Genomic DNA, 20,987 nt, shown 5'->3' with positions numbered 1-20,987 from the left:
GGCCTGTGCGCCGGTGCGACAGGTGGGCGCTCGGGGTGTGGGTACGGGATCCGCACGAGGGGGACTGAGGACGGGTCCCACCCATTACGCTTCCCTGACCACCGTGCTTCCCAAGGAGCTAGAGGAGCCGTCTGTTGGCATGTGACCTGTGGCTGGTCCCGCTCGTCGACGTGTTGTGCCACACCCCCGACAATCCCTTCGCCGAGGAACTGGCGCTCTACGACAAAGCGCTGGGCGAGGCCGGACTTCCGCCGGTCCCGGTGTACGCGTACATGCCGGGGCTTTCCGGCGACGTGGCCCCGGTCGCCGGTTTCGACTACGACGCGCTGCACTTCCTGCGCCGGGCGTATCTGCTCCAGATGTGCGGCCTCGCGGTCACCCCGGTGGACGAACTGGGCGGCGACTACGAGCAGTTGCTGGAGATGTTCGAGACGAACGTCCAGCAGTCGCACCTCGTGTGGCACTACGACCACGCGGGCGCGTACGTCCCGGTCGACTTCCCGCACCCGCTCGCCAATGACGAACTCCTCGCCGGGGGCGGCCCCCTGGGCTCCTCCCAGACGCTGCTGCGCGAGCTGGAGTTCGTCGCCCCGTCGATCGGTATCGACCCGGCGAACCCGCCGGCCGCCCCGCAGCCGCCCATGGCTCCCACGGAGCTGGAGGAACCGGCCGCGCCCGCCCCGTACGACGCGAGTCCGTTCGCGCGCGAGCGGCATGTGTGGCTCGGCCTGCACGCGGCGGCGACCCGCAGCCTCGCCCAAGGGTCGATGATCATCTTCAGCTGAGGCGCACGCAGCCCGAAGGAAGGCCCAGGTCCCACCGGAGTCGGTGGGACCTGGGCCGCCTTTCTGTGTCGGTCACCGAGCGCCGAGCGGCGACCGCCGGGTACCGGCTACCAGGCCGCGGGGGCTCTCATGGCCTCGTACGCGTAGCGGACCGGGGCGTGACGGTCGCGGTTAGGCGACCAGGTTCTGCCGTTGTTGTCGGAGAACTTGTAGGACCAGAGCCCGTTGCCGCCGGCGTTCTTGATGGTGCTGTGCTCGAGCCCCTGGCCGCTGTTGTAGACGACCTTGTGCTTGGCGTTCATGCCGATGGCGGAGCCGGACGTGACGGCGTCGTCGTCACCGGCGCCGATGAGGGTCCAGTCCGTCTTCATCTTGGACTGCGGGTTCTGTCCGGCCCAGGAGAGGAAGCCGCTGCCCGGTCGCAGGTCGCTGCACTGCTTGTAGGTGTAGGCGGCCGTGCACGCCGTCGCCCAGTTGGAGCCCGTGAACGGGCTGCTGAAGGTGACCGCGTCCTCGACGTAGATGTAGTCCGGCCACTGCGACGACGTCCGGCCGTACTTGTTCACGCCGGTGATCGCCGCCCGGATGACCTGACCGCCCATGGAGTGGCCGACCACGTCGACCTTCTTGCCGTGCTTGGAGTAGTTGTTGTAGATGTCCCAGGCGAGCAGCCGGCCAAGTTCCTGGATCCGGGTCTGCAGGTTGCCGTTGACCTTGCGGGTGCAGTTGACGTCGTTCTTGTAGTAGCCCCACGTGACGAACTTGCCCGTCCAGCCCTTCGTCCGAAGGTCGGACATGGCCTTGCCCCAGACCGACTTGCAGTCCTGCTTGGCGTGGTACGGGCTCCCGTGCTTCCAGTCGATGCCGTGGACGAAGTACACGGCGTTGCTCACACCCGCCTTCCGGGGCGGGGTGGCGGCGCTGGCCGGCCCCGCCGCCAGCGCCACCATGACTCCCGCGGTCGCCATGGCGACCAGAACCCGAACGATCCTGTTCTTCAACAAGACTCCTCGTGGAGTGACCGCCGCGACGCGGCGGTCGTCCGAAGGCCGGACCCGCTGGGGGTGCGAGCTCCAGGTCCGGCGCGCCGTTTTGACGCGGGATCATCTTGTTGAACAGGCCATGACAGCGGCATCAGCCGCCCTACTCGTCACGGTTGAGTACGCATACTCATGCACATCCGTGACACCTATGACCGGATTTCTACATTCAACTTGCCCCTGAACCAGAGTCTTTTGACTGACTATCAGCTCGCTGTGAACACCGGCGTCCCGTCCTGTGTCAGCTTCCAGTTGGTGACCGCGAAGTCGGCCGGGTCGAGGGTGCCCTTGGACGTGACGTAGTCGATCATCAGCTGGCGGATCTCGTTGGTGGAGCTGTACGCGATGTCGGCGGCCGCGATGTGCGGGTAGCCGCTGCCGCCGTTGGCGCGGTAGTTGTTGACGGCGACGACGAAGACCTGGTCGTCGGCGACCGGCGCGCCCTTGTAGGTGAGGTTCTTGATGCGGGAGCCCTCGGCCTGCGCGATGTCGATGTCGTACTCGACCCCGGCGGCGGTGTCGTACATGTAGTCCCAGAAGTTGTTGGCGTTGGTGAGGGTGGCCGTGTCCACCTTCGTGCCGGACGCGACCTGGTGGTAGTACTTCGCCGCGTACTCCAGGTAGTCCTTGAGCTGGGCGCCCGTGAGCTTCTTTCCGTACAGGGTGTTGTCGTAGATGTAGAGCCCGGCCACGTCGCGGATGGTGACATTGCCCGCCGGGATGTCGGCGGTGCGGCTGAAGGGCGCCGCGACGGAGATCAGGGGGAGGGCGGCGTCGGCGGTGGACAGGCCGGAGGCCACCGTCGCCATCTGGACCTGGTGGATGAAGTCCATCACCGGGACGTCCTTCCAGCAGGCCTCGGCCGCGGAGAGGTCCACGGTGCAGGTGCCCACCGGAGTGTTGACGTACTTCACGACCAGGTCGTGGTCGGCCTTGAGGAGCCTGGTGATCTCCGGGTCCTCCTCGACCGTGTTGCTGTTGAGGGTCTGCGCCTTGGTGCTCGTCACCTTCCACTGGCCGTGGTGGAGTTCGAGCTCGAAGTCGAAGACGGTCAGGCGCATGCCCCAGCAGTACGGCTCGGAGAGGACGACGTCCTTGCCGGTCTCCTCGTTCTTCACCGTGTACGACGAGACCTCGACGTGCGTGTGACCGACGAGGATCGCGTCGATGCCGGGTACCTGCTGGGCGACGAGGTTCGAGGCGTTCTCGACGTACGGCAGCTCACTGCCGTACGACGAACTGCCGTCCAGGCCCGAGTGGTCGGTGAGGAACACGACGTCGCAGCCGAGGGCGCGCATCCGCGGGACGTACTTCTTCGCCTGCTCGACGAGCCCGGTGAACGCCATCTTCCCGGAGACGTTGTCCTTGTCCCACAGGGCGATGCCCGGGTTGGTGAGGCCGAGGATGCCGACCTTGATGTCCGGGGCGCCGGGGACACAGATGCGCTTCACGGTGTACGGCTGGAAGGCCGGACGCAGCGTCTTGGCGTCCAGCGCGTTGGCGCCGAGCAGCGGGAAGTGACACTGCTTCTCGAACTTGCGCAGGGTCTCGATGCCGTAGTTGAACTCGTGGTTGCCGAGGGCGGCGGCGTCGTAGCGCATGGCGTTCATGGCGACGGCCATCGGGTGCTTGGGCCCGTGCTTGCCGGTGGCGGGGACGATCGGGTCCACGCGCGCGTAGTAGTACGCCAGCGAGGTGCCCTGGATGATGTCGCCGGCGTCGACGAGCAGGACATGCTTCTCACCCTTGGCGGCGCGCTGCTGCTTGATGAGGGTGGCGACGCGGGCGACGCCCACGGAGTTGCCCTTGCTGTCCTTGTACGCCGCGTCCGTGTAGTAGTCCCAGTCGAAGACGTGGCTGTGCAGGTCGGTGGTGCCCAGGATGGAGAACGACCAGGTACGGGGCGCCTTTTCGGGCTTGTGGTCCGCGGTCTGGGCCTGGGCCGGGGTCGCGGCGACAGCCCCCGCGACCGTGACGGCCGCCCCGGTGACGGCCGACTTCTTCACGAACTCCCGGCGGTTCATGGGATTGACGGGCATGCGTGTCTCCTGGGACTGGCTGGGACTTGACTGACGGGAGCAACTGCGCGAGTCGTGCGGGGACTTCGGGCACTGCAGCTGCGTCGGGGGCGCTACGTGCGCTTCGCGAACTCAGTGCACTACACGCGTAGATCGTCGTCGGGTCCCGGCCGGTCGGGAACCAGGAACAGGCCATGTCCAGGTCAAGGATGGGCATGGCGTGGCAGTCAATGGTGCCGGTGCGCCCCGCAAACAAGTGCGGGGCGCACCGGCGGTGGACCGGGCTCACCGGTCATGGGTCACCGCTGCCGCGGCAGCCTGATGGTGCGTACGAGGGGCATATCCGCGTACAGATCGGGGTCGGTGGTGACGACGTAGCGTCCGTTCGGCCAGTCCGCCGTCGGGCGGGACAGATGGACCGCGTGACCGAGCCGCCACTCAACTCCCTCGCGCAGCAACGCGCCAACGGTGGACGCACCCGCAAGATCGAGCTCGACGATCTCGGCCGCGGGCAGGGCGCCCACCTGCTCGGCCAGCCCCTTGCGACGACCGTCGGCGGCGGCCAGGCAGAGCGCGGGCACGTACACGTGGCGGGTGGGCCCGTGCTCGGTGTTGGAGATGAACTGCGAGGCCAGCGAATTCCCCGACCCCAACGCCAGCAGAGCCGACTCGTCGAAGACGACGGCCGTCGACCCCGCCCTCGTCCCGCTCACAGGCTGTCCACGGGCCGACCGGCCTCCAGGTCCTGCCAGACTTTCTCGGCCCTGTCGTGGTCCTCGTCCGTGAGCGTCACGCCGAAGTGCGTCTCGCAGTACGCCTTCGTCTCCTCGTACCGCTTCCGCAGCTCCTCCCGTGTGGGCGTCGCCTCGGCCAGCTCTGCGATCAGATCGCGCATGGTCATCCCGCGCTCGCGGGCGAGCACCATGAGGCGGTCACGGACAGCGGGGTCGACCTTGACGGTGGTGTCAGCCATGACGAAAGTATACCGGTGGTATACCGCCTCGGACCGCTCAAGCAATGTGGTCGTAGCGTCCTTCTCGGTGGGTTGGCCCGGCTGCACGGACGTGCGGCCGGGAGTCTGCTCGGGCCCTATGCGGGCTCCGGTCGCCCGCTCAGCAGCGCGCGTGCCAGCGCGCCGCCGCGTCGGGCGGCCTCCCGGTAGGCGGTTGCGCCGGGCCTACGGAAATCGACGGTGCGGATCTCGACGGTCGCGGCCGGAGCGGCTGTCGGCTCGGATGGCTCAGCGGGCCCTTCTGACCCAGTCGGCCCAGTCGGCCCAGTCGGCTCTGGGGTCGCCGGACGCTTGCGGCGCAGGCGGTCCTCGACAAGGGCGCGGGCGGAGTACACCGGGGACGGCAGCCCCTGTGTCAACGCGCACCGCACCTGGGCGCTCGTCGCACCCCGCTCCCACCACTCCTCCACCAGCGGCGCGAGCCGCAGCGCCTCCGCGCCACCGAGGGCGAGCCGGGGTTCCGCGCGGCCGAGCGAGCCGAGCAGCTTCGCGGCGAGCGTCGTTCGCGCGGTCGGCGCGACCTCGCGCTCACCCTTGCCCTTGCCCTTGCCCTCGGGCTCGGGCTCGGGTGGCGGGGAGGGAGGTTCTTGTTCCCGGGTTTTTTCTCCCGAAGGGAGAGCGCCCGCCCCGGCGACGTCCGACTCACCGGAGGCCAGGTTCTCGACTTTTTCGGGTTCACCCGCAGGGGGCTCGTTGTCGTACGGGGTATCGAACACCTCGTACACGGTGAAGAGTTGACCCGACTCCCCGTCCTTGCGGACCACCCGCCGCAGATACCGGGATTCCTCCAGCTCCCGCAAGGCGGCCGCGATCCGCGCCCGCCCCTCCTTGCGCTGCTCGGCGAGCGTGCGGATGGTGGCGCGGGCGCCGTTCGGGAGGCTCAGGAGGTACGTCAGTACGCCAACCGCGCACCAGAAGAGGCTCCGGTCGCGAAGAAGAGCGTTACTGAAGACTGAAAAGGCGCACGTGGGCGTCGTACGATGAATACGCATCGGGAGGTCTTGCTCCTGGTGTCGAGCCCCCGGGTGTTGGCGCACCGCGGGGGCGTTTCTGTGAGCGTGACTCTATGGGCACTCAGAGCGACGAAAGCAAGTCGGAACTCCCTTTTCCCTGACTGAAGTTCGCGTTCTTCACTCGTGGGAGTGAAGCGCCGAGCGCAGGAGCAGGGCGTGGACCAGGCCGCCGTCGGCGCGGGGGCGATAGCGCCAGCTCAGGCCAGGGCCGGGACGGGGACGTACGAGATGTGCTGCGGCCCTGAGGGCCGCGGGGCGGAGCGGTCAGCTCTTGACGATCATGCTCTCGGCACCGGGAAACCCCTTGTCCCACCAGTGTCCGTAGCGCCGGTAGACGGCTGGATCGCGGTCGGCGAGCAGCGCGGACAGCTTCTCCGCCTCCTCGGTCAGACCCTGCCACGCAGCCTTGCCGAGTTTGCGGAAGGCGGTCAGTTCCAGCCCGCCGTCGGCTGCGCGCCACACGCCTGCGACTTGTCCGTCGACGAGCAGGCAGGGCAGCATGTCGCCGTTGCGCCGGACGACCAGCGGCCGGTACTCCTGGGGCACGACCCGCCCGGGGACGGCGTGGGCCAGCAGCGTGCTGTCCCACATCGGCAGCAGCCTCGGCGGCGCCGGGGTGTCCTCGGCAGGCACGGTTGCCCCTGCCAGGTCGAACAGGGCGGCGCGACCCGGACCTGTCACCCGCACCACCTGGTCTCCGAGCTCGTGCAGCGCCTGGGTGATCACGGGGCGCCCCAGCAAGGTGAACCGGGCGAAGTCCTGGGCCGACGCGGGCCCGAACGCCCGCAGATAGGCGAGCAACAGCCGCTGCACACCGGCTGCCGCGTCCTGTGGCGCGGACCCGGGGGCCATGGGGGAGGCGAGGTAGGCGTTCGGCTGTGTGAACGACCACGGGCCGCCGGTCGGCACATGATGTATCGGCGCGTACGTCCGCAGCGCCCACCACACGCGGTGTGCGTGCTCGCCGAACCGCCCCGTGACCTCCTCCTCCACCTCGGCGCCGGTGCGGGGTCGCGCCAAGAACCCTGCAAGCTTTGGGAGCAGCGCGTCGGCGTCGGCGTGGGTCAGTTCTGTCGAGGTGAAGCGGCGGTCGTACAGCCGCGACGCCCGCAGAGTGCTCAACATGGCAGCGTGGTAGGGCGCGTAGTCCTCGGCGTGGACGGCGTGCAGCGTGATCCGCATGAGGGTCGCCTTCACGATCCGGCGGTCCGCGAACGCCGCATCGAGATCCTCGGGCGCGAAATCCTGCAAGCGGTTCCACAGCGCCAGGTACGGCGACGCTGGTGTCTGCGCCTGCATGGCGCAGACCCGGCGAACCGCCTCTGCCACATCAAGGCGCCGGCGTTCCAGCAGGAGCTGACGGTCCAAGGTGGACAGCGCGAGCCGTCGCGCAGTGAGACTCATGGCCGGATTATGCCGCCCACCGCACTCGCGAACGCCAGCCGCCGAAGCGAGCGATACCTGGTCGTACAGGGGGTCTCCGGCGAGGGCGCCGCCCGCATCGGCGCCCCGTCCCGCACGGGTTCCTGCCGCCTGATGGAAAACGAGGAGGGGCGCCCGGCCGGACGCCCCTCCCTGCACTGAACGTGTGCGCTGCACGCGCACCAAACCCGTTACTAGATGAACGAGTTGATCTCGATCGTCTCGTCGCGGCCCGGGCCGACGCCGATCGCGGAGATCCGGGCGCCGGACATGTCCTCCAGCGCCTTGACGTACGCCTGGGCGTTCTTCGGGAGGTCGGAGAAGGACTTCGCCTTGGTGATGTCCTCGGACCAGCCCGGGAGGTTCTCGTAGATCGGCTTCGCGTGGTGGAAGTCGGTCTGGGAGTACGGGAGTTCCTCGACGCGCTTGCCGTCGATCTCGTACGCCACGCAGACCGGGATCTCCTCCCAGCCGGTCAGGACGTCCAGCTTGGTGAGGAAGAAGTCGGTCAGGCCGTTCACACGGGTCGCGTAGCGGGCGATGACCGCGTCGAACCAGCCGCAGCGACGGTCACGACCGGTGGTGACACCGCGCTCGCCACCGATGCGGCGCAGCGCCTCGCCGTCCTCGTCGAGGAGCTCGGTCGGGAACGGGCCCGAGCCGACACGGGTCGTGTACGCCTTGAGGATGCCGATGACCCGGCTGATCTTCGTCGGGCCGACGCCCGAACCGGTGCAGGCACCGCCGGCCGTCGGGTTCGACGACGTCACGAAGGGGTACGTGCCGTGGTCGATGTCGAGGAGCGTGCCCTGGCCGCCCTCGAAGAGCACGACCTTGTCCTGCTCCAGCGCCTGGTTCAGGATCAGGACCGTGTCCGCGACGTACGGCTTGAGCCGGTCCGCGTAGCCCAGCAGCTCCTCGACGACCTGTCCGGCCTCGATGGCACGGCGGTTGTAGAGCTTGGTCAGCAGCTGGTTCTTGACCTCGAGGGCCGCCTCGACCTTCTGGGTCAGGATCGACTCGTCGTAGAGGTCCTGGATACGGATGCCGACGCGGTTGATCTTGTCCGCGTAGGTGGGCCCGATGCCACGCCCGGTCGTGCCGATCTTCCGCTTCCCGAGGAAGCGTTCGGTCACCTTGTCGACGGTGACGTTGTACGGCGTGATGATGTGAGCGTTTCCGCTGATCAGAAGCTTGGAGGTGTCGACGCCGCGCTCGTTCAGTCCGTTCAGCTCGGAGAACAGGACCGACGGGTCGACGACGACTCCGTTTCCGATCACCGGAGTGCACTCCGGTGTGAGGATTCCGGAAGGGAGGAGGTGGAGGGCGTACTTCTGATCGCCCACGACTACCGTATGGCCGGCGTTGTTGCCGCCCTGGTAGCGCACCACATAGTCCACGGATCCACCGAGCAGGTCGGTGGCCTTTCCCTTGCCTTCGTCACCCCACTGAGCACCGAGCAGCACAAGTGCGGGCACAGGCGTACACCCCTTCCGGGCGGGGCATGTCCAAGGTCGGGGACGTACGCGGCTGGTTTTCGATACGGCTGCGTACGCCGGCGACCTCCTTTGGCCGCGACCGTCGGACCGGATGCCCCGGAATAGACGAAGCCCCTGGCGCAATAGCGCAAGGGGCTCTTGCACAAAGATGCTACCCGAGGAAGCGAGGCATGACCGAGGTGGCGGCTTCCGACCAGCTCCTGGTGGTCATCGACCCGGTCGCCCGTCGGACGGACGGCGAGTCTGTACGGATCGCAAAAGACGTGCTCAGCGCGGGTGCGGCGACGAAAGTATGCCTGCCGGAAGGGCCCGAGGAATTTGCCCGGGCGCTGGCCCGGAGAGGTTCCCGGCGGCCGGTCGTGGTGGGCGACGACCGTGCCCTCTTGCGCGCTGTGTCCCTTTTGCACCGACAGCGGGAGCTGGCCGGATGTGGGGTGTCGTTGGTGCCGGTGGGGGGTGTGCTGTCGCTGGCACGGGCGCTCGGGGTGCCCGTCGGGGCCGTCGCGGCGGCCCGTGCCGTGCTCGACGGGGTCGAGCGGCGGCTCGACCTGCTGGTCGACGAGAGTGACGGGGTGGTGTTGGGGGCGTTGCGGATTCCGCCGGTGGGGGCGGGTGGGGGGATGAGAGGGGCCGAGGAGGTCGACATGGGGGGTGTCGGCGGTATCGGCGGTATCGGCGGTTTCGGGGATTCTGGGAGTTCTGGCGGTTCCGGGGGCTTCGGGAGTTTCGGTGGTGGTGCTTCCGGGCTCGGGGGGCATGCGTGGCTGCGGACCTGTCAGTCACTGGTCCGTACGCTCGCGGCGCGGCCCGCGCGTGTGGCGTCCGTGCCGGGGCCCGGGCCTTCGCGGCTGCGGGTCGAGGTCGACGGGGTCACCCTGGTCGATCTGGATCAGCCGGTCGAGGCGGTGTCCGTGACGCCCGGGGTTGCCGGGGGTGCGGAGGTGGAGGTTCGGCCGGTTTCCGTGGGGGCGGAGGCTTCGCCGTTGCGGGTGGTGGGGCGGCGGGTGACGGTGTCCGGGGCGGACTTTCGGTATCGGGCGGATTCCGTGGTGTCCGGGCCTGTGCGGACGCGGACGTGGACGGTTCGGGAAGGGGGGTGGGGGCTCACGCTGCCGAGCTGAGCCCCCGGGGGCTTTCTCGCCCCCGCCGCCCCTACCCGTCCCATCCCCCAGGGGCTCCGCCCCTTCGACCCCGGGGTGTGTTGGTCGACTGCGGGTGGGTGGGGGCTGGTCGCGCAGTTCCCCGCGCCCCTCAGGCGGGGGCTTCGCCCCGCCTCGTCAGCGTGTCCGGCACGCTATGGCTGGGGCAGTGTGGGGGTGAAGTCGTCCTTCAGGGATATGCCGGTGCGGCCGAGGTCGCGTGCTCTGCGCATCAGTGTCGCCAGCTTCGTCGCCGCGGCGGTGTGGGACAGGCCGAGGGGCGGGCGGATGTTGGAGAGGCAGTTGCGGTCGGCGTCCGTGGTGCGACCCGGGCGCGGGTCGTACGTGAGATACGCGCCGAGCGAGTCCGCGGCGGACATCCCGGGCCGCTCCCCGATGAGGACGACGGCCATCCCGGCCCCCAACGCGTGCGCGATGTCGTCGCCGAGAGCCACCCGCGCCTGCTCGGCGAGTACGACGGGAGCGACACGCCAGTCGGAGGGCAGCCGCTGTGTCGTCGCACGCACGACGGCCGCCGCGTGCTCGTGCACCGCCCGGCTGGACAGGCCGTCGGCGACGACGAACACCACGTCCCAGCCGTCGCGGGGCAGGTGCGCCCGGTCCACGTCGTGGAGTCTGCGTCCGAGGTCGGGGCGCTGGAGATAGGTGAGCCGGTCGGGGGCGGCGCTGCGCACCCGTATCGTCGCCGCACCCGCCAGCGCGGACGCCACCACGTCCGGGTCGAACGGCGAGTGCACCGCGTCCCGCGCGGCGGCGTGCGCGGCCTGCAGTTCGAGCCGGTGCCGTGTGGGCAACGCCGAGCCGGCCCGCCCGAGCCCGATCCGGGCCTGGGTGTGCCGACGCAGGGAGTTCCAGAGGGCGGTGTCCGAGTCCGGCGCAATTACCTGACGTTCCGTCATGCCGCCAGCCCCCGCCCGATCGCCGTCAGTGGATGGCCCGTACCCGCCACGTCCCGTATCCCGCCACCTTCGTCCAGCAGACCGATCCGCCCCAGCCACGCCTCGAACTCCGGCGCCGGGCGCAGTCCGAGCACCTCGCGCAGGTACAACGCGTCGTGGTACGAGGCGGATTGGTAGTTGAGCATGATGTCGTCGCCTCCGGGGGTGCAGATCACGAAGGAGGCGCCGGCGACACCGAGCATGGTGAGCATCGTGGCGATGTCGTCGTCATCGGCGTCGGCGTGGTTGGTGTAGCAGATGTCGAGGCCCATGGGCAGGCCGAGCAGTTTGCCGCAGAAGTGGTCCTCCAGGGCCGCGCGGAGGATCTGGCGGCCGTCGTAGAGGTACTCCGGGCCGATGAAGCCGACCACCGTGTTCACGAGCAGCGGGTCGTAGCGGCGGGCAACCGCGTACGCCCGCGCCTCCACCGTCTGCTGGTCCACCCCGTGGTGCGCGTCGGCGGAGAGCGCGCTGCCCTGCCCCGTCTCGAAGTACAGGGCGTTGGAGCCGACCGTGCCCCGAGCCAGCGAGCGCGCCGCCTCGTACGCCTCGTCCAGGAGCCCCAGCGTGACCCCGAACGAGGCGTTCGCGGCCTGCGTACCGGCGATGGACTGGAAGACGAGGTCCACCGGGGCGCCGCGTTCCATCAGGTCGATGCTGGTGGTCACGTGGCACAGGACGCAGGACTGGGTGGGGATGGAGTAGCGGTCGATCACTCCGTCCAGGAGGTCCAGCAGGTCCCGTACCGCCTGGGGGCTGTCCGTGGCCGGGTTGATGCCGATCACCGCGTCGCCGGAGCCGAGGAGCAGTCCGTCCAGCAGGGCCGCCGCCACGCCCGCGGGGTCGTCGGTGGGGTGGTTGGGCTGGAGGCGGGTGGCCAGGCGGCCCGGGAGGCCGATCGTGGAGCGGAAGGCGGTGACGACCTGGACCTTGCGGGCGACCGCCACCAGGTCCGCGTTGCCCATCAGTTTCGACACCGCGGCGACCATCTCGGGGGTCAGCCCGGGGGCGAGTGCGGCGAGTGTCGGCGCGTCCGCCGCGTCCGACAGCAGCCATTCGCGCAACTCCCCCACCGTGAGGCCCGAGACGGGGGCGAAGGCCGCCGCGTCGTGGCTGTCCATGATGAGGCGGGTCACGTCGTCGGTCTCGTACGGGATCACCGGCTCGGCGAGGAACCGCGTGAGCGGGACCTCGGCCAGCGCCCACCGCGCGGCGACGCGCGCCTGCGCGGAGTCGGCGGCGAGCCCGGCGAGACGGTCGCCGGAACGCTCGGGGCTCGCGGCGGCGAGCAGCCCCGCGAGACCGGCGAAGGAGTGCGTCCGGCCGCCGAGGGTGGCGGAGTAGGTGCTCATGCCAGGGACCGTACGGAGGCGCGTCGGGCGCGGTCCACGATCCGGCGCAGAGTTAACAAGGACGTTCGCTCCACCCGGACTCCTAAAGGTCTGGTTGACGCACATTTAACGTTCCGACCCGTGACAGGACTCATTTCTCGTGCAGCATTCCGGTTCGTAATCCACTCCGCCGCACCCAGGGTGCGGACGGCGGGCGACCATGGGAAGGGGCCACTCGATGGCAGTGCAAGAGGGCGTGGTCCCTGAGGCGGCGGGCACTCCGGAGGTCCCCGGAGGCGCAGTTCACCGGCTCAAGCCGAACGCGATCGGACTGCTGGGCGTGGTCTTCATGGCCGTCGCCACCGCCGCCCCGATCACCGCCATGACGGGCAACGTGCCCTTCATGGTCTCCGCCGGCAACGGCATCGGCGCCCCGGCGAGCTACCTCGTCGCAATGGTCGTCCTGGCCATCTTTGCGGTCGGCTTCACCTCGATGGCGAAGCACATCACGTCCACCGGCGCCTTCTACGGCTTCATCTCCTACGGCCTCGGCCGTACCGCGGGACTCGCCTCGGGACTCCTCGCGACCTTCGCGTACGTCGTCTTCGAGCCGGCCCTGATCGGCATCTTCTCGACCTTCGCCACCGGAACCCTCAAGGACCAGACGGGACTTGACGTGCCCTGGTGGGCGTTCGCGGTCCTGATGCTCGCCGTCAACGCGACGGGCACGTGGTTCGGGGTGTCCGTCGCCGAGAAGCTGCTCGTCGTCCTGCTGGCCACCGAGGTGACGATCCTGGCCGCCATGGCCGTCTCCGTCGCCCTGCACGGCGGCGGCCCGCACGGCTTCACCTTCGGCCCGGTCAACCCGGTCAACGCCTTCAAGGGGACCTCGGCGGGCCTCGGTCTCTTCTTCGCCTTCTGGTCGTGGGTCGGCTTCGAGTCCACGGCGATGTACGGCGAGGAGTCCCGCGACCCGAAGAAGATCATCCCCAAGGCGACGATGATCTCCGTCCTGGGCGTCGGCGTCTTCTACGTCTTCGTCTCCTGGATGGCCATCATCGGCAACGGCGAGAGCGAGGCCGTCACGGCCGCCTCCTCCTCGAACCCGCTCGCCCTGTTCTTCAACCCCACCGAGCACTACGTCGGCCACTGGGCCGTCGACGTCATGCAGTGGCTGATGATCACCGGCTCACTGGCCTGCGGCATGGCCTTCCACAACTGCGCCGCCCGATACATGTACGCACTGGGCCGCGAGGGCGTCCTCCCCTCGCTCCAGCGCACGATCGGCCGCACCCACCCCCAGCACGGCTCCCCGCACATCTCGGGCCTCGTCCAGACGGTCGTCAGCGCCGTCCTCATCGCCGCGTTCTGGCTGGCCGGCAAGGACCCGTACACCGGTACGTACGTCCTGCTCGCCATCCTCGGCACGATGGCCATCCTGGTGGTGCAGGCGGTCTGCTCCTTCGCGGTGCTGGCCTACTTCCGCAAGAACCACCCCGAGAGCAGGCACTGGTTCAAGACCTTCACCGCCCCGCTCATCGGCGGCCTCGCGATGCTCGGCGTGGTCGTCCTGCTGGTGTCCAACATGGGGGCCGCGGCCGGCACGGAGTCCGGCTCCCTCGTGCTGAAGGCGACCCCCTGGATCGTCGCCCTGATCGCGGCGGGCGGCGTGGCCTACGCGACGTACCTCAAGCGCCGCGCACCGCAGCGGTACGCCCTGCTCGGGCGGACGGTCCTGGAGGAGACCAAGGAACGGTAGGACCAAGAAGCGGTAGGAAGCATTTCTTCGGCGGGGGCTCTCAGCCCTCGCCGAAGTGCTGCTCCCGGTGGATCCGCCAGCGGTCCATCATCGACTCCAGTTCGCCCTCCATGAACTCGAAGAAGGCGAGGGTCTCCGCGAGCCGACCGCCCGCCGGGGTGTCCGCGCCCAGGCTGGCGACGCCTTCGCGCAGCGCGTCCTCCCAGCGCTTGATGATCGCCTCACGGTTGGTCAGCGCCTCGTACCACTGGTCGCTGTGCACGCGGTACCGCTCCCGGCGCGATCCGGGTTCCCGCTCGCGCGACACCATGTGCACCTGCGCCAGATAGCGCACCGCACCGGAGACCGCCGCGGGGCTGATCCGCAGTTGCTCGCCCAGTTCGACCGAGGTCAGAGCGCCGGTGTCCGAGGCGAGCAGCGCCCCGAAGACCCGGGACGGCATCCGGGGCATCCCGGCCTCCACGAGTTGCGCCGCGAAGTGCTCGACGAACCGCGAGACCGCCTCCGCGTCCCGGCCCACCGCTCCTGCCGCTCCCACCGCCTCCGGCTCTGCCATCCCTCGATTGTATCCGATCATTTATACAATTCGTTAACTTCACAAATTTCTGAAAGAAGCGTACGTTCTGAGGCATGACGAAGGGCAGGGCCAAGGGAATGACGAAGGCTACGACGAAGGCGATCACCGTCTCCGGGCTGCACAAGTCGTTCGGCGGGACACACGCGCTGGACGGTCTCGACCTGGACGTCGAGGCCGGCGAGGTGCACGGCTTCCTCGGTCCGAACGGCTCCGGGAAGTCCACCACCATCAGGGTCCTGCTGGGCCTGCTGCGCGGCGACGCGGGCGCGGCGCAGGTGCTCGGCCAAGACCCCTGGGCGGACGCGGTGGAGCTGCACCGCCGGGTCGCCTACGTTCCCGGTGACGTCACCCTGTGGCGCAACCTCTCCGGCGGCGAGGTCATCGACCTGTACGGGCGGCTGCGCGGGGGGCTCGACCGGGCGCGCCGGGCGGAACTGATCGAACGCTTCGAACTCGACCCCACCAAGAAGGGACGCACCTACTCCAAGGGCAATCGCCAGAAGGTCGCCCTCGTCGGCGCCTTCGCCTCGGACGTCGACCTGCTGATCCTCGACGAGCCCACGTCGGGTCTCGACCCGCTGATGGAGGAGGTCTTCCAGCGGTGCGTCGAGGAGGAGCGCGACCGCGGCCGGACCGTCCTGCTCTCCTCGCACATCCTCAGCGAGGTGGAGGAGCTGTGCGACCGCGTCAGCATCATCCGCAAGGGCCGCACCGTCGAGAGCGGCACCCTCGCCGACCTGCGCCATCTGACCCGTACCAGCGTCACCGCCGAACTCGCGGGGGCGCCCAACGGGCTGGCGCACCTGCCCGGCGTGCACGACCTCGACGTCCAGGGCCACCGGGTCAGGCTCCAGGTCGAGACCGACAAGCTCGACGCCGTACTGCGCTCGCTCACCGACTCGGGCGTACGGTCGCTGACCTCGACGCCGCCGACCCTGGAGGAACTGTTCCTGCGGCACTACCAGGACGACGTCCAAGGCGACGTCCGGGACAACGTCCGGGTGAACGGCGAAGGGACGATGGCGCGATGACCACCGCGACCACCGCGACCGCTGCCGTACGGGGTGGGGTACGGGCCCGGAGTGCCCGCCAACTCGCCGGAACCGGCACGCTGTTGCGGTTCTCCCTGCGCCGCGACCGGCTGATGATGCCGCTGTGGGTCGGCGTGATCGGCCTGCTGGTGCTGTCCATGCCGAACTCCCTGAAGTCCATCTACGGCACCGCCGCCGAACGCGCCGACCTCGGCCGCCAGATGCTCACCAACAGCTCCCTGCGCGCCACGTACGGGCCGGTGTTCGACGACTCGCTCGGCGGACTCACCGCCTGGCGCATCGGCGGCTACGCCGGTCTGTTCGCCGGGATCATGAGCCTGCTCGTCGTCGTACGGCACACCCGCGAGGAGGAGGAGAGCGGGCGCCAGGAACTCCTCTCGTCGGCGATGGTGGGGCGCCGGGCCCCGCTGACGGCGGCGCTGCTGGCCGCCCTCGTCGCCAACGGCGTGCTCGCGCTGCTCATCGCGGGCGGGCTGGCAGGGCAGGGCGGCGGCGGGGCGCTGGCCCTCGGGCTCGGCGTCGGGGGTGTCGGCATGGTCTTCGCGACCATGGCGGCGATCGTCGCCCAGCTCACCGAGAGCGCGCGGCTCGCCAAGGGGCTGACGGGCGGGCTGCTCGGCGCGGCGTTCGTGCTGCGGGCGGCGGGCGACTCGTCGACGAACGACGGTTCCTCCGTGCTGACCTGGGTGTCGCCGCTGGGGTGGCTGGAGAACGAACGCCCCTTCGCCCACGAGCGGTGGTGGGTGCTGCCGCTGTTCGTCGCGGCCGTGGTGATCCAGGGCGCGGTCGCCTACGAACTCGCCGGGCGGCGCGACGTCGGGATGAGCTTCCTGCCGACCCGGCCGGGGCCCGCGCGGGGGCGGCTCGGGTCGGCCGGGGCGCTGGCCTGGCGGCTGCAGCGGGGCGCCGTGCTGGGGTGGAGCCTCGGGTTCCTCGCCGCGGGGGCCGCGTTCGGCGGGATCACGAAGGGGGCCGCCGATCTCGTCGGGAGCAACGACAAGACCCGGCAGATCATCGAGCGGATGGGCGGGCAGTCCGGGATCACGGACGCGTTCCTCGCGACGATGGTCGGCATGCTGGGGATGGTGGCCGCGCTGTACATCGTCGCGTCGGTGCTGCGGTTGCACGGCGAGGAGACCTCGCAACGGGCGGAACCGGTGCTGGCGAACGCGGTGGGGCGGCTGCGGTGGGCCTGCGGCCATCTGGTCGTCGCCTTCGGCGGCGCGGCGCTCATCATGGCGCTGGGCGGGCTCGGCCTCGGACTCGGGTACGGCCATGAGTTCTGGCCCGTGCTCGGCGCCTGCCTCGTCCAGGTCGCGGCGGTCTGGACGCTGGGCGGGCTTGCGGTCCTTCTCTACGGGGTCTCGCCCCAGCTGGCCCCCGGCGCCTGGGGCGCGGCCGGCGTGGCCCTGCTGCTGGGCTGGATCGGCCCCGCCCTGAACGTCCCCCAGGCCGCCATGGACCTCTCCCCCTTCGGCCACCTCCCCAAGCTGCCGGGCGGGGAGATGGCATGGACACCGGTACTGATCCTGACGGCGATCGCGCTGGCCCTGACCGCCACGGGGCTGGCGGCGTTGCGGCGCCGGGACATCAGCACCTGAGGGCGGGCGCACGCGTGCCTGGTGCGGGGACCGGGGAACCCCGGGTCCCCGCACCACGTCCATGAGGGGCATGGGGCAAAGGATGCAGGCCGCGGGCGGTTGTCTGATCGCTGTCGTCGGCGCGGGGGCGGGGCTTGCGGTCTGGGCCGTCAACAGCCGCGACCGGTTCCAGCGGTTCGAGCAGGGGCCCGACTGGAGCGTGCTCTATGCCGAGCTGCCCCTGATGGTCCTCGGCGGGACGGCCGCCGCGCTGGGACTCTGGGCCCTGGGACTCCGGACCCTCGGCCGACGGGTCAGAGCACGACGCTGAGCCCCTCGAGCCCGCGGATCACGAAGTTCGGCTTGCGCTCCGGCTCCGCGGCGAGGGCGAGCGTCGGCGCCTTCTCCAGCAGAGCGCCCAGGGACGCCGCCAGTTCGAGGCGGGCCAGCGGGGCGCCGATGCAGTAGTGAATGCCGGCGCTGAAGGAGATGTGGGGGTTGTCGGTGCGGGAGAGATCCAGACTCTCCGGGGACGCGAAGACCTTCGGGTCGTGGTTGGCGGAACCGAAGAGCAGGGCGATCTCCGCGCCCCGGGGAACGGTCGTGCCGTCGATCTCGATGTCGTCCAGAACCCACCGTTCGAAGAGCTGGAGCGGGGTGTCGTAGCGCATCAGCTCCTCCACCGCCGTGGGGATCAGCGAACGGTCGCCGCGCAGGGCCGCCAACTGATCGGGGTTGCGGAACAGCGCCCACCACCCGTTCACCGTGGCGTTCACCGTCGCCTCGTGGCCCGCGTTCAGCAGCAGGACACAGGTGGAGATCATCTCCTGTTCGGTCAGGCGGTCGCCCTCGTCGTGCGCGGCGATGAGGCCCGAGATCAGGTCGTCGCCCGGCTCCTTGCGACGCGCGGCGATCAGCTCCCGGAGGTACTCGGTGAACTCCACCGACGCCCGGACCGCCTTCTCCGCCGTCTCCTCGGAGGGGTTCAGCTCGTACATCCCGCAGATGTCCGCCGACCACGGCCTGAGCGGCGCCCGGTCCGACTCCGGGATGCCCAGCATCTCGGCGATCACGGCCACCGGGAGCGGCTCGGCGACATCGGTGAGCAGATCACCGCCGCCGGCCGCCACCAGGCCCGCGACCAGCTCGTTCGCCAGCCGGTCGACATACGGCCTGAGCTGCTCGACCGTGCGCGGTGTGAACGCCTTGGAGACCAGCCGTCGGATCCGCGTGTGGTCCGGCGGCTCCAGGTCCAGCATTCCGTGGTCGTTGAGGACGTGGAACGGCTCGTGCTCGGGCGGAGGTGCCGTCCGCCCGAAGTCCTCGTGCGTGTAACGGTGCTGGTAGGTCCGGCCAAGGCGCCGCTCCCGCAGCAGCGCCGACACGTCCGCGTGGTGCGGGACCAGCCACTGATCGGTGGGCTCGTAGTAGTGCACCCGGCCGCGCTCACGCAGCTCCGCGTACGCGGGGTACGGGTTCGCCACGAACTCCGGGTTCCAGGGATCGAAGGCCGACGGTGTCCGCGGGGACTGCGAGGACTGCGGGGTGTGCGAGGCTGCCATGGGCGGACGCTAGCCCGACTCGGCCCCGCTGAACAGGGGTGTCCCGGCGGCCGAGCCGTCGGCGGAGACCCCCGTACCCCGCCATCGGCCCGGCCACCGCGCTCCCCCAATCAGGGGTCACCTGGGTCACCTGGGGATGATCAGCCGCGCCTCGTACGCGAACACCGCCGCCTGTGTGCGGTCCCGCAGGCCCAGCTTCACCAGGATCCGGCTCACATGGGTCTTGATCGTGGACTCGGCGACGAACAACTGCGAAGCGATCTCCGCATTCGACAGACCCTGGGCGATCAGGACCAGCACCTCCGTCTCCCGCTCGGTCAGCTCGCCGTAGGCCGCCTGGGCCGTGGCCGAGAGCCGCGGAGCGTCCGAGAGCTTGGAGAACTCGGTGATCAGCCGCTTGGTCACGGACGGGGCGAGCAACGCCTCACCGGCCGCCACCACCCGCACCCCGTCGGCGAGTTGACGCGCCGAGGCGTCCTTGAGCAGAAAGCCCGAGGCTCCCGCGCGCAGCGCCTGGTACACGTACTCGTCGAGGTCGAAGGTGGTCAGCACCAGCACCTTCGCGGCGCTGTCCGCGGCGACGATCTCCCGGGTCGCCTCGATGCCGTTCATCTCCGGCATGCGGATGTCCATCAGCACGACGTCCGGCCCGAGCTCACGGACCCGCTCGACCGCGTCCCGGCCGTTGACCGCCTCGCCGACCACCTCGATGTCCGGCATCGCGCCGAGCAGCACCGAGAAGCCCTCGCGGACCATCACCTGGTCGTCGGCTATCAGGACGCGGATGGTGCCGTTCGTCATCCGGATTCCTCCGCCGCCCGTAGCGGCACCGGCAGGAAGACCGTCACCTCGTAGCCCCCGTCGTCCGTCTCGCCCGTCGTCATCTCACCGTCCAGCATCGTGACCCGCTCGCGCATCCCGGTGATGCCGTGCCCCGCGCCGTGGGTGGACTTCACCAGGGTCGTGGTCTGCGCGGGGCCGTTGACTATGCGCAGACCGAGTCCGCCGAGAACGTAGCCGATCTCGACGCGGGCCGTCGCGCCCGGCGCATGTCGCAGGGTGTTGCTCAGCGCCTCCTGGACTATGCGGTACGCCGACAGCTCCACGCCCTGCGGGAGTTCACGCACCGCGCCCGTGACCGTCTTCTCCACGCTCAGGCCCGCCTCCCGCACATTGGCGAGGAGCGCGCCGAGGTCGGCGAGGGTGGGCTGCGGGGCGTCCGGAGCCTCGTAGTCCGCGGCCCGTACGACACCGAGGACGCGGCGCAGCTCGGTGAGCGCCGCCACCGCGTTCTCGCGGATCGTGACGAAGGCCTGCTCCAGCTCGGGCGGTGGGTTCTCCACCCGGTAGGGCGCGGCCTCCGCCTGGATGGCGACCACCGACATGTGGTGGGCGACCACGTCGTGCAGCTCGCGGGCGATCGTGGTGCGCTCCTCCAGGAGGGTGCGCTTGGAGCGCTCCTGCGCCGTCTCCGACTGGTGGGCGGTCACCTCCTGCTCGGCCGCGCGGCGTACGTGCAGGACGGTGACGACCAGGAGGGCGAGAGCGGAGAGGAACAGCAGCGGAGCCGCGTTGCCCCCCATGTGCCCGGCGCCGAAGAGGGACTCGGACATGAATCCGTACCACGCGGTCAGCACCCACATCCAGGCGGCGGTGCGCGGCCGCGTCCGCAGCGCCACGACCGTCAGCACCACCAGGTGGGTGATGAAGGCGCCCTCCGACCAGGGCCATTCGCCCCAGGCGCCGCTGAACGCGGCCGCGAACGGTGTCGCCGCCATGGAGAACCAGAAAGCTCCGACCGGCCGGACGAGCGTCAGCAGGACCGGGAGCAGCGCGAGGAGGCTGGGCACCAGACTCTCGATGCCGGGGCCGCCTTGGTTCGCGGTGCTCGCGACGGACATCGCGAGCAGCCCGCACGCCGTGATCACGGCGTGCGGAGTCCAGGCCGCGTACTCCCTGACGCGCTCGGGGAGGCGTCGGGCGAGCGGACCGTCCACCCGCATCCGCGGCAGGGGGCGGTAGGCGAAGGCGTCGTGGAACAGGTCCTGCCGCAGCCCGCGCAGGGCGTCCGCGGCCAGCCGGAACTCCGGGCTGCGGGGCTTGGCCCCGCCCGGCGGCTTCATCTGCGTCTGGGTCGTCTCGGTCACGTTCAAAACGGTAGGCCGCCTGCCGGGTCGCGGTCGTCACCAGTGAGAAGGGTCCTGCGGGATCCGTCTCAGGTACTACGGGTATCCCCAGG

20 protein-coding genes are annotated in these 20,987 nt (G+C 70.0%); 7 read left to right on the top strand and 13 right to left on the bottom strand.

Annotated features, from left to right (window positions below; translation table 11 throughout):
* The first annotated feature begins 134 nt into the window (after positions 1-134).
* A complete protein-coding gene (locus OG798_RS29295; protein ID WP_095853436.1) occupies positions 135-785 on the top strand; it encodes a hypothetical protein in 651 nt (216 codons plus the stop codon).
* A gap of 107 nt (positions 786-892) precedes the next feature.
* On the opposite strand, the gene OG798_RS29290 is transcribed toward OG798_RS29295, so the two are convergent.
* The 6 genes from OG798_RS29290 to OG798_RS29265 form a co-directional block, all read right to left on the bottom strand.
* Positions 893-1,786 (bottom strand): esterase/lipase family protein, encoded by an 894-nt coding sequence (locus OG798_RS29290; RefSeq protein ID WP_095853437.1) that lies wholly within the window; start codon positions 1,784-1,786, stop codon positions 893-895.
* 245 nt (positions 1,787-2,031) lie between these two features.
* On the bottom strand, positions 2,032-3,864 hold the full coding sequence (locus tag OG798_RS29285) for a bifunctional metallophosphatase/5'-nucleotidase (protein WP_095853438.1): 1,833 nt from the start codon (positions 3,862-3,864) through the stop codon (positions 2,032-2,034).
* A gap of 278 nt (positions 3,865-4,142) precedes the next feature.
* On the bottom strand, positions 4,143-4,556 hold the full coding sequence (locus OG798_RS29280; protein ID WP_328757932.1) for a hypothetical protein: 414 nt from the start codon (positions 4,554-4,556) through the stop codon (positions 4,143-4,145).
* The gene (locus tag OG798_RS29275; protein ID WP_328757931.1) at positions 4,553-4,816 is read right to left on the bottom strand and encodes a hypothetical protein; all 264 of its coding nucleotides are present in this window, start codon (positions 4,814-4,816) and stop codon (positions 4,553-4,555) included. Before OG798_RS29275 ends, OG798_RS29280 begins: the two co-directional genes overlap by 4 nt.
* A gap of 116 nt (positions 4,817-4,932) precedes the next feature.
* Positions 4,933-5,847: a hypothetical protein gene (locus OG798_RS29270; protein ID WP_328757930.1), complete on the bottom strand. Its 915-nt coding sequence runs from the start codon at positions 5,845-5,847 to the stop codon at positions 4,933-4,935.
* A gap of 285 nt (positions 5,848-6,132) precedes the next feature.
* Positions 6,133-7,272: a winged helix DNA-binding domain-containing protein gene (locus OG798_RS29265; protein WP_328757929.1), complete on the bottom strand. Its 1,140-nt coding sequence runs from the start codon at positions 7,270-7,272 to the stop codon at positions 6,133-6,135.
* A gap of 9 nt (positions 7,273-7,281) precedes the next feature.
* On the opposite strand from OG798_RS29265, the gene OG798_RS29260 reads away from it, so the two are divergent.
* Positions 7,282-7,452, top strand: coding sequence for a hypothetical protein (locus OG798_RS29260; protein ID WP_179436485.1), 171 nt, complete (start codon positions 7,282-7,284; stop codon positions 7,450-7,452).
* A gap of 32 nt (positions 7,453-7,484) precedes the next feature.
* Here OG798_RS29260 and OG798_RS29255 read toward each other — a convergent pair whose 3' ends face one another.
* The gene (locus tag OG798_RS29255) at positions 7,485-8,768 is read right to left on the bottom strand and encodes an adenylosuccinate synthase (protein ID WP_095853442.1); all 1,284 of its coding nucleotides are present in this window, start codon (positions 8,766-8,768) and stop codon (positions 7,485-7,487) included.
* A gap of 191 nt (positions 8,769-8,959) precedes the next feature.
* Here OG798_RS29255 and OG798_RS29250 point away from each other — a divergent pair, with 191 nt between their 5' ends.
* The gene (locus OG798_RS29250; RefSeq protein WP_267062446.1) at positions 8,960-9,910 is read left to right on the top strand and encodes a diacylglycerol kinase; all 951 of its coding nucleotides are present in this window, start codon (positions 8,960-8,962) and stop codon (positions 9,908-9,910) included.
* 173 nt (positions 9,911-10,083) lie between these two features.
* Here the strand turns inward: OG798_RS29250 and eutC are convergent, their stop codons facing one another.
* Positions 10,084-10,848, bottom strand: a complete 765-nt coding sequence (eutC, locus tag OG798_RS29245) for an ethanolamine ammonia-lyase subunit EutC (protein WP_267062445.1) — start codon at positions 10,846-10,848, stop codon at positions 10,084-10,086.
* The gene (locus OG798_RS29240) at positions 10,845-12,239 is read right to left on the bottom strand and encodes an ethanolamine ammonia-lyase subunit EutB (RefSeq protein WP_097225242.1); all 1,395 of its coding nucleotides are present in this window, start codon (positions 12,237-12,239) and stop codon (positions 10,845-10,847) included. The genes eutC and OG798_RS29240 overlap by 4 nt, the downstream gene beginning before the upstream one ends.
* Before the next feature lie 217 nt (positions 12,240-12,456).
* On the opposite strand from OG798_RS29240, the gene OG798_RS29235 reads away from it, so the two are divergent.
* Complete coding sequence (locus OG798_RS29235) at positions 12,457-13,977, top strand: APC family permease (protein ID WP_328757928.1); 1,521 nt, start codon at positions 12,457-12,459, stop codon at positions 13,975-13,977.
* Positions 13,978-14,017: 40 nt separating this feature from the next.
* On the opposite strand, the gene OG798_RS29230 is transcribed toward OG798_RS29235, so the two are convergent.
* Entirely contained in the window at positions 14,018-14,533 is a 516-nt protein-coding gene (locus tag OG798_RS29230; protein ID WP_097225244.1) for a GbsR/MarR family transcriptional regulator, read from the bottom strand.
* Between the two features lie 98 nt (positions 14,534-14,631).
* On the opposite strand from OG798_RS29230, the gene OG798_RS29225 reads away from it, so the two are divergent.
* The 3 genes from OG798_RS29225 (at position 14,632) to OG798_RS29215 (ending at position 17,517) form a co-directional block, all read left to right on the top strand.
* Positions 14,632-15,585, top strand: coding sequence for an ABC transporter ATP-binding protein (locus tag OG798_RS29225; protein ID WP_328760093.1), 954 nt, complete (start codon positions 14,632-14,634; stop codon positions 15,583-15,585).
* On the top strand, positions 15,582-17,207 hold the full coding sequence (locus OG798_RS29220; protein WP_267062444.1) for an ABC transporter permease: 1,626 nt from the start codon (positions 15,582-15,584) through the stop codon (positions 17,205-17,207). Before OG798_RS29225 ends, OG798_RS29220 begins: the two co-directional genes overlap by 4 nt.
* 70 nt (positions 17,208-17,277) lie before the next feature.
* Positions 17,278-17,517 (top strand): hypothetical protein, encoded by a 240-nt coding sequence (locus OG798_RS29215; RefSeq protein WP_267062443.1) that lies wholly within the window; start codon positions 17,278-17,280, stop codon positions 17,515-17,517.
* Here the strand turns inward: OG798_RS29215 and OG798_RS29210 are convergent.
* From OG798_RS29210 to OG798_RS29200, 3 genes are all read right to left on the bottom strand, one after another.
* Complete coding sequence (locus tag OG798_RS29210; RefSeq protein ID WP_328757927.1) at positions 17,501-18,748, bottom strand: cytochrome P450; 1,248 nt, start codon at positions 18,746-18,748, stop codon at positions 17,501-17,503. The two genes, OG798_RS29215 and OG798_RS29210, sit on opposite strands and share 17 nt — an antisense overlap.
* A gap of 126 nt (positions 18,749-18,874) precedes the next feature.
* Positions 18,875-19,549, bottom strand: a complete 675-nt coding sequence (locus OG798_RS29205; RefSeq protein WP_095853451.1) for a response regulator — start codon at positions 19,547-19,549, stop codon at positions 18,875-18,877.
* Entirely contained in the window at positions 19,546-20,895 is a 1,350-nt protein-coding gene (locus tag OG798_RS29200) for a sensor histidine kinase (protein WP_179436486.1), read from the bottom strand. The genes OG798_RS29205 and OG798_RS29200 overlap by 4 nt, the downstream gene beginning before the upstream one ends.
* Positions 20,896-20,987 lie beyond the last annotated feature (92 nt).

Origin of the sequence: Streptomyces sp. NBC_00271, assembly GCF_036178845.1 — a bacterium.
Lineage (GTDB): Bacteria > Actinomycetota > Actinomycetes > Streptomycetales > Streptomycetaceae > Streptomyces.
The sequence above is the reverse complement of the archived record's forward strand: the minus strand, read 5'-3'. Positions and strand labels throughout refer to the sequence as shown.

What these genes read in the sequence shown, in the direction of transcription:
- OG798_RS29285 (WP_095853438.1), bottom strand. Translation starts at nt 3,864, where the DNA reads ATGCCCGTCAATCCCATGAACCGCCGGGAGTTCGTGAAGAAGTCGGCC.
- OG798_RS29275 (WP_328757931.1), bottom strand. Translation starts at nt 4,816, where the DNA reads ATGGCTGACACCACCGTCAAGGTCGACCCCGCTGTCCGTGACCGCCTC.
- OG798_RS29270 (WP_328757930.1), bottom strand. Translation starts at nt 5,847, where the DNA reads ATGCGTATTCATCGTACGACGCCCACGTGCGCCTTTTCAGTCTTCAGT.
- OG798_RS29265 (WP_328757929.1), bottom strand. Translation starts at nt 7,272, where the DNA reads ATGAGTCTCACTGCGCGACGGCTCGCGCTGTCCACCTTGGACCGTCAG.
- OG798_RS29260 (WP_179436485.1), top strand. Translation starts at nt 7,282, where the DNA reads ATGCCGCCCACCGCACTCGCGAACGCCAGCCGCCGAAGCGAGCGATAC.
- OG798_RS29250 (WP_267062446.1), top strand. Translation starts at nt 8,960, where the DNA reads ATGACCGAGGTGGCGGCTTCCGACCAGCTCCTGGTGGTCATCGACCCG.
- eutC (WP_267062445.1), bottom strand. Translation starts at nt 10,848, where the DNA reads ATGACGGAACGTCAGGTAATTGCGCCGGACTCGGACACCGCCCTCTGG.
- OG798_RS29240 (WP_097225242.1), bottom strand. Translation starts at nt 12,239, where the DNA reads ATGAGCACCTACTCCGCCACCCTCGGCGGCCGGACGCACTCCTTCGCC.
- OG798_RS29235 (WP_328757928.1), top strand. Translation starts at nt 12,457, where the DNA reads ATGGCAGTGCAAGAGGGCGTGGTCCCTGAGGCGGCGGGCACTCCGGAG.
- OG798_RS29230 (WP_097225244.1), bottom strand. Translation starts at nt 14,533, where the DNA reads ATGGCAGAGCCGGAGGCGGTGGGAGCGGCAGGAGCGGTGGGCCGGGAC.
- OG798_RS29225 (WP_328760093.1), top strand. Translation starts at nt 14,632, where the DNA reads ATGACGAAGGCTACGACGAAGGCGATCACCGTCTCCGGGCTGCACAAG.
- OG798_RS29220 (WP_267062444.1), top strand. Translation starts at nt 15,582, where the DNA reads ATGACCACCGCGACCACCGCGACCGCTGCCGTACGGGGTGGGGTACGG.
- OG798_RS29215 (WP_267062443.1), top strand. Translation starts at nt 17,278, where the DNA reads ATGGGGCAAAGGATGCAGGCCGCGGGCGGTTGTCTGATCGCTGTCGTC.
- OG798_RS29210 (WP_328757927.1), bottom strand. Translation starts at nt 18,748, where the DNA reads ATGGCAGCCTCGCACACCCCGCAGTCCTCGCAGTCCCCGCGGACACCG.
- OG798_RS29205 (WP_095853451.1), bottom strand. Translation starts at nt 19,549, where the DNA reads ATGACGAACGGCACCATCCGCGTCCTGATAGCCGACGACCAGGTGATG.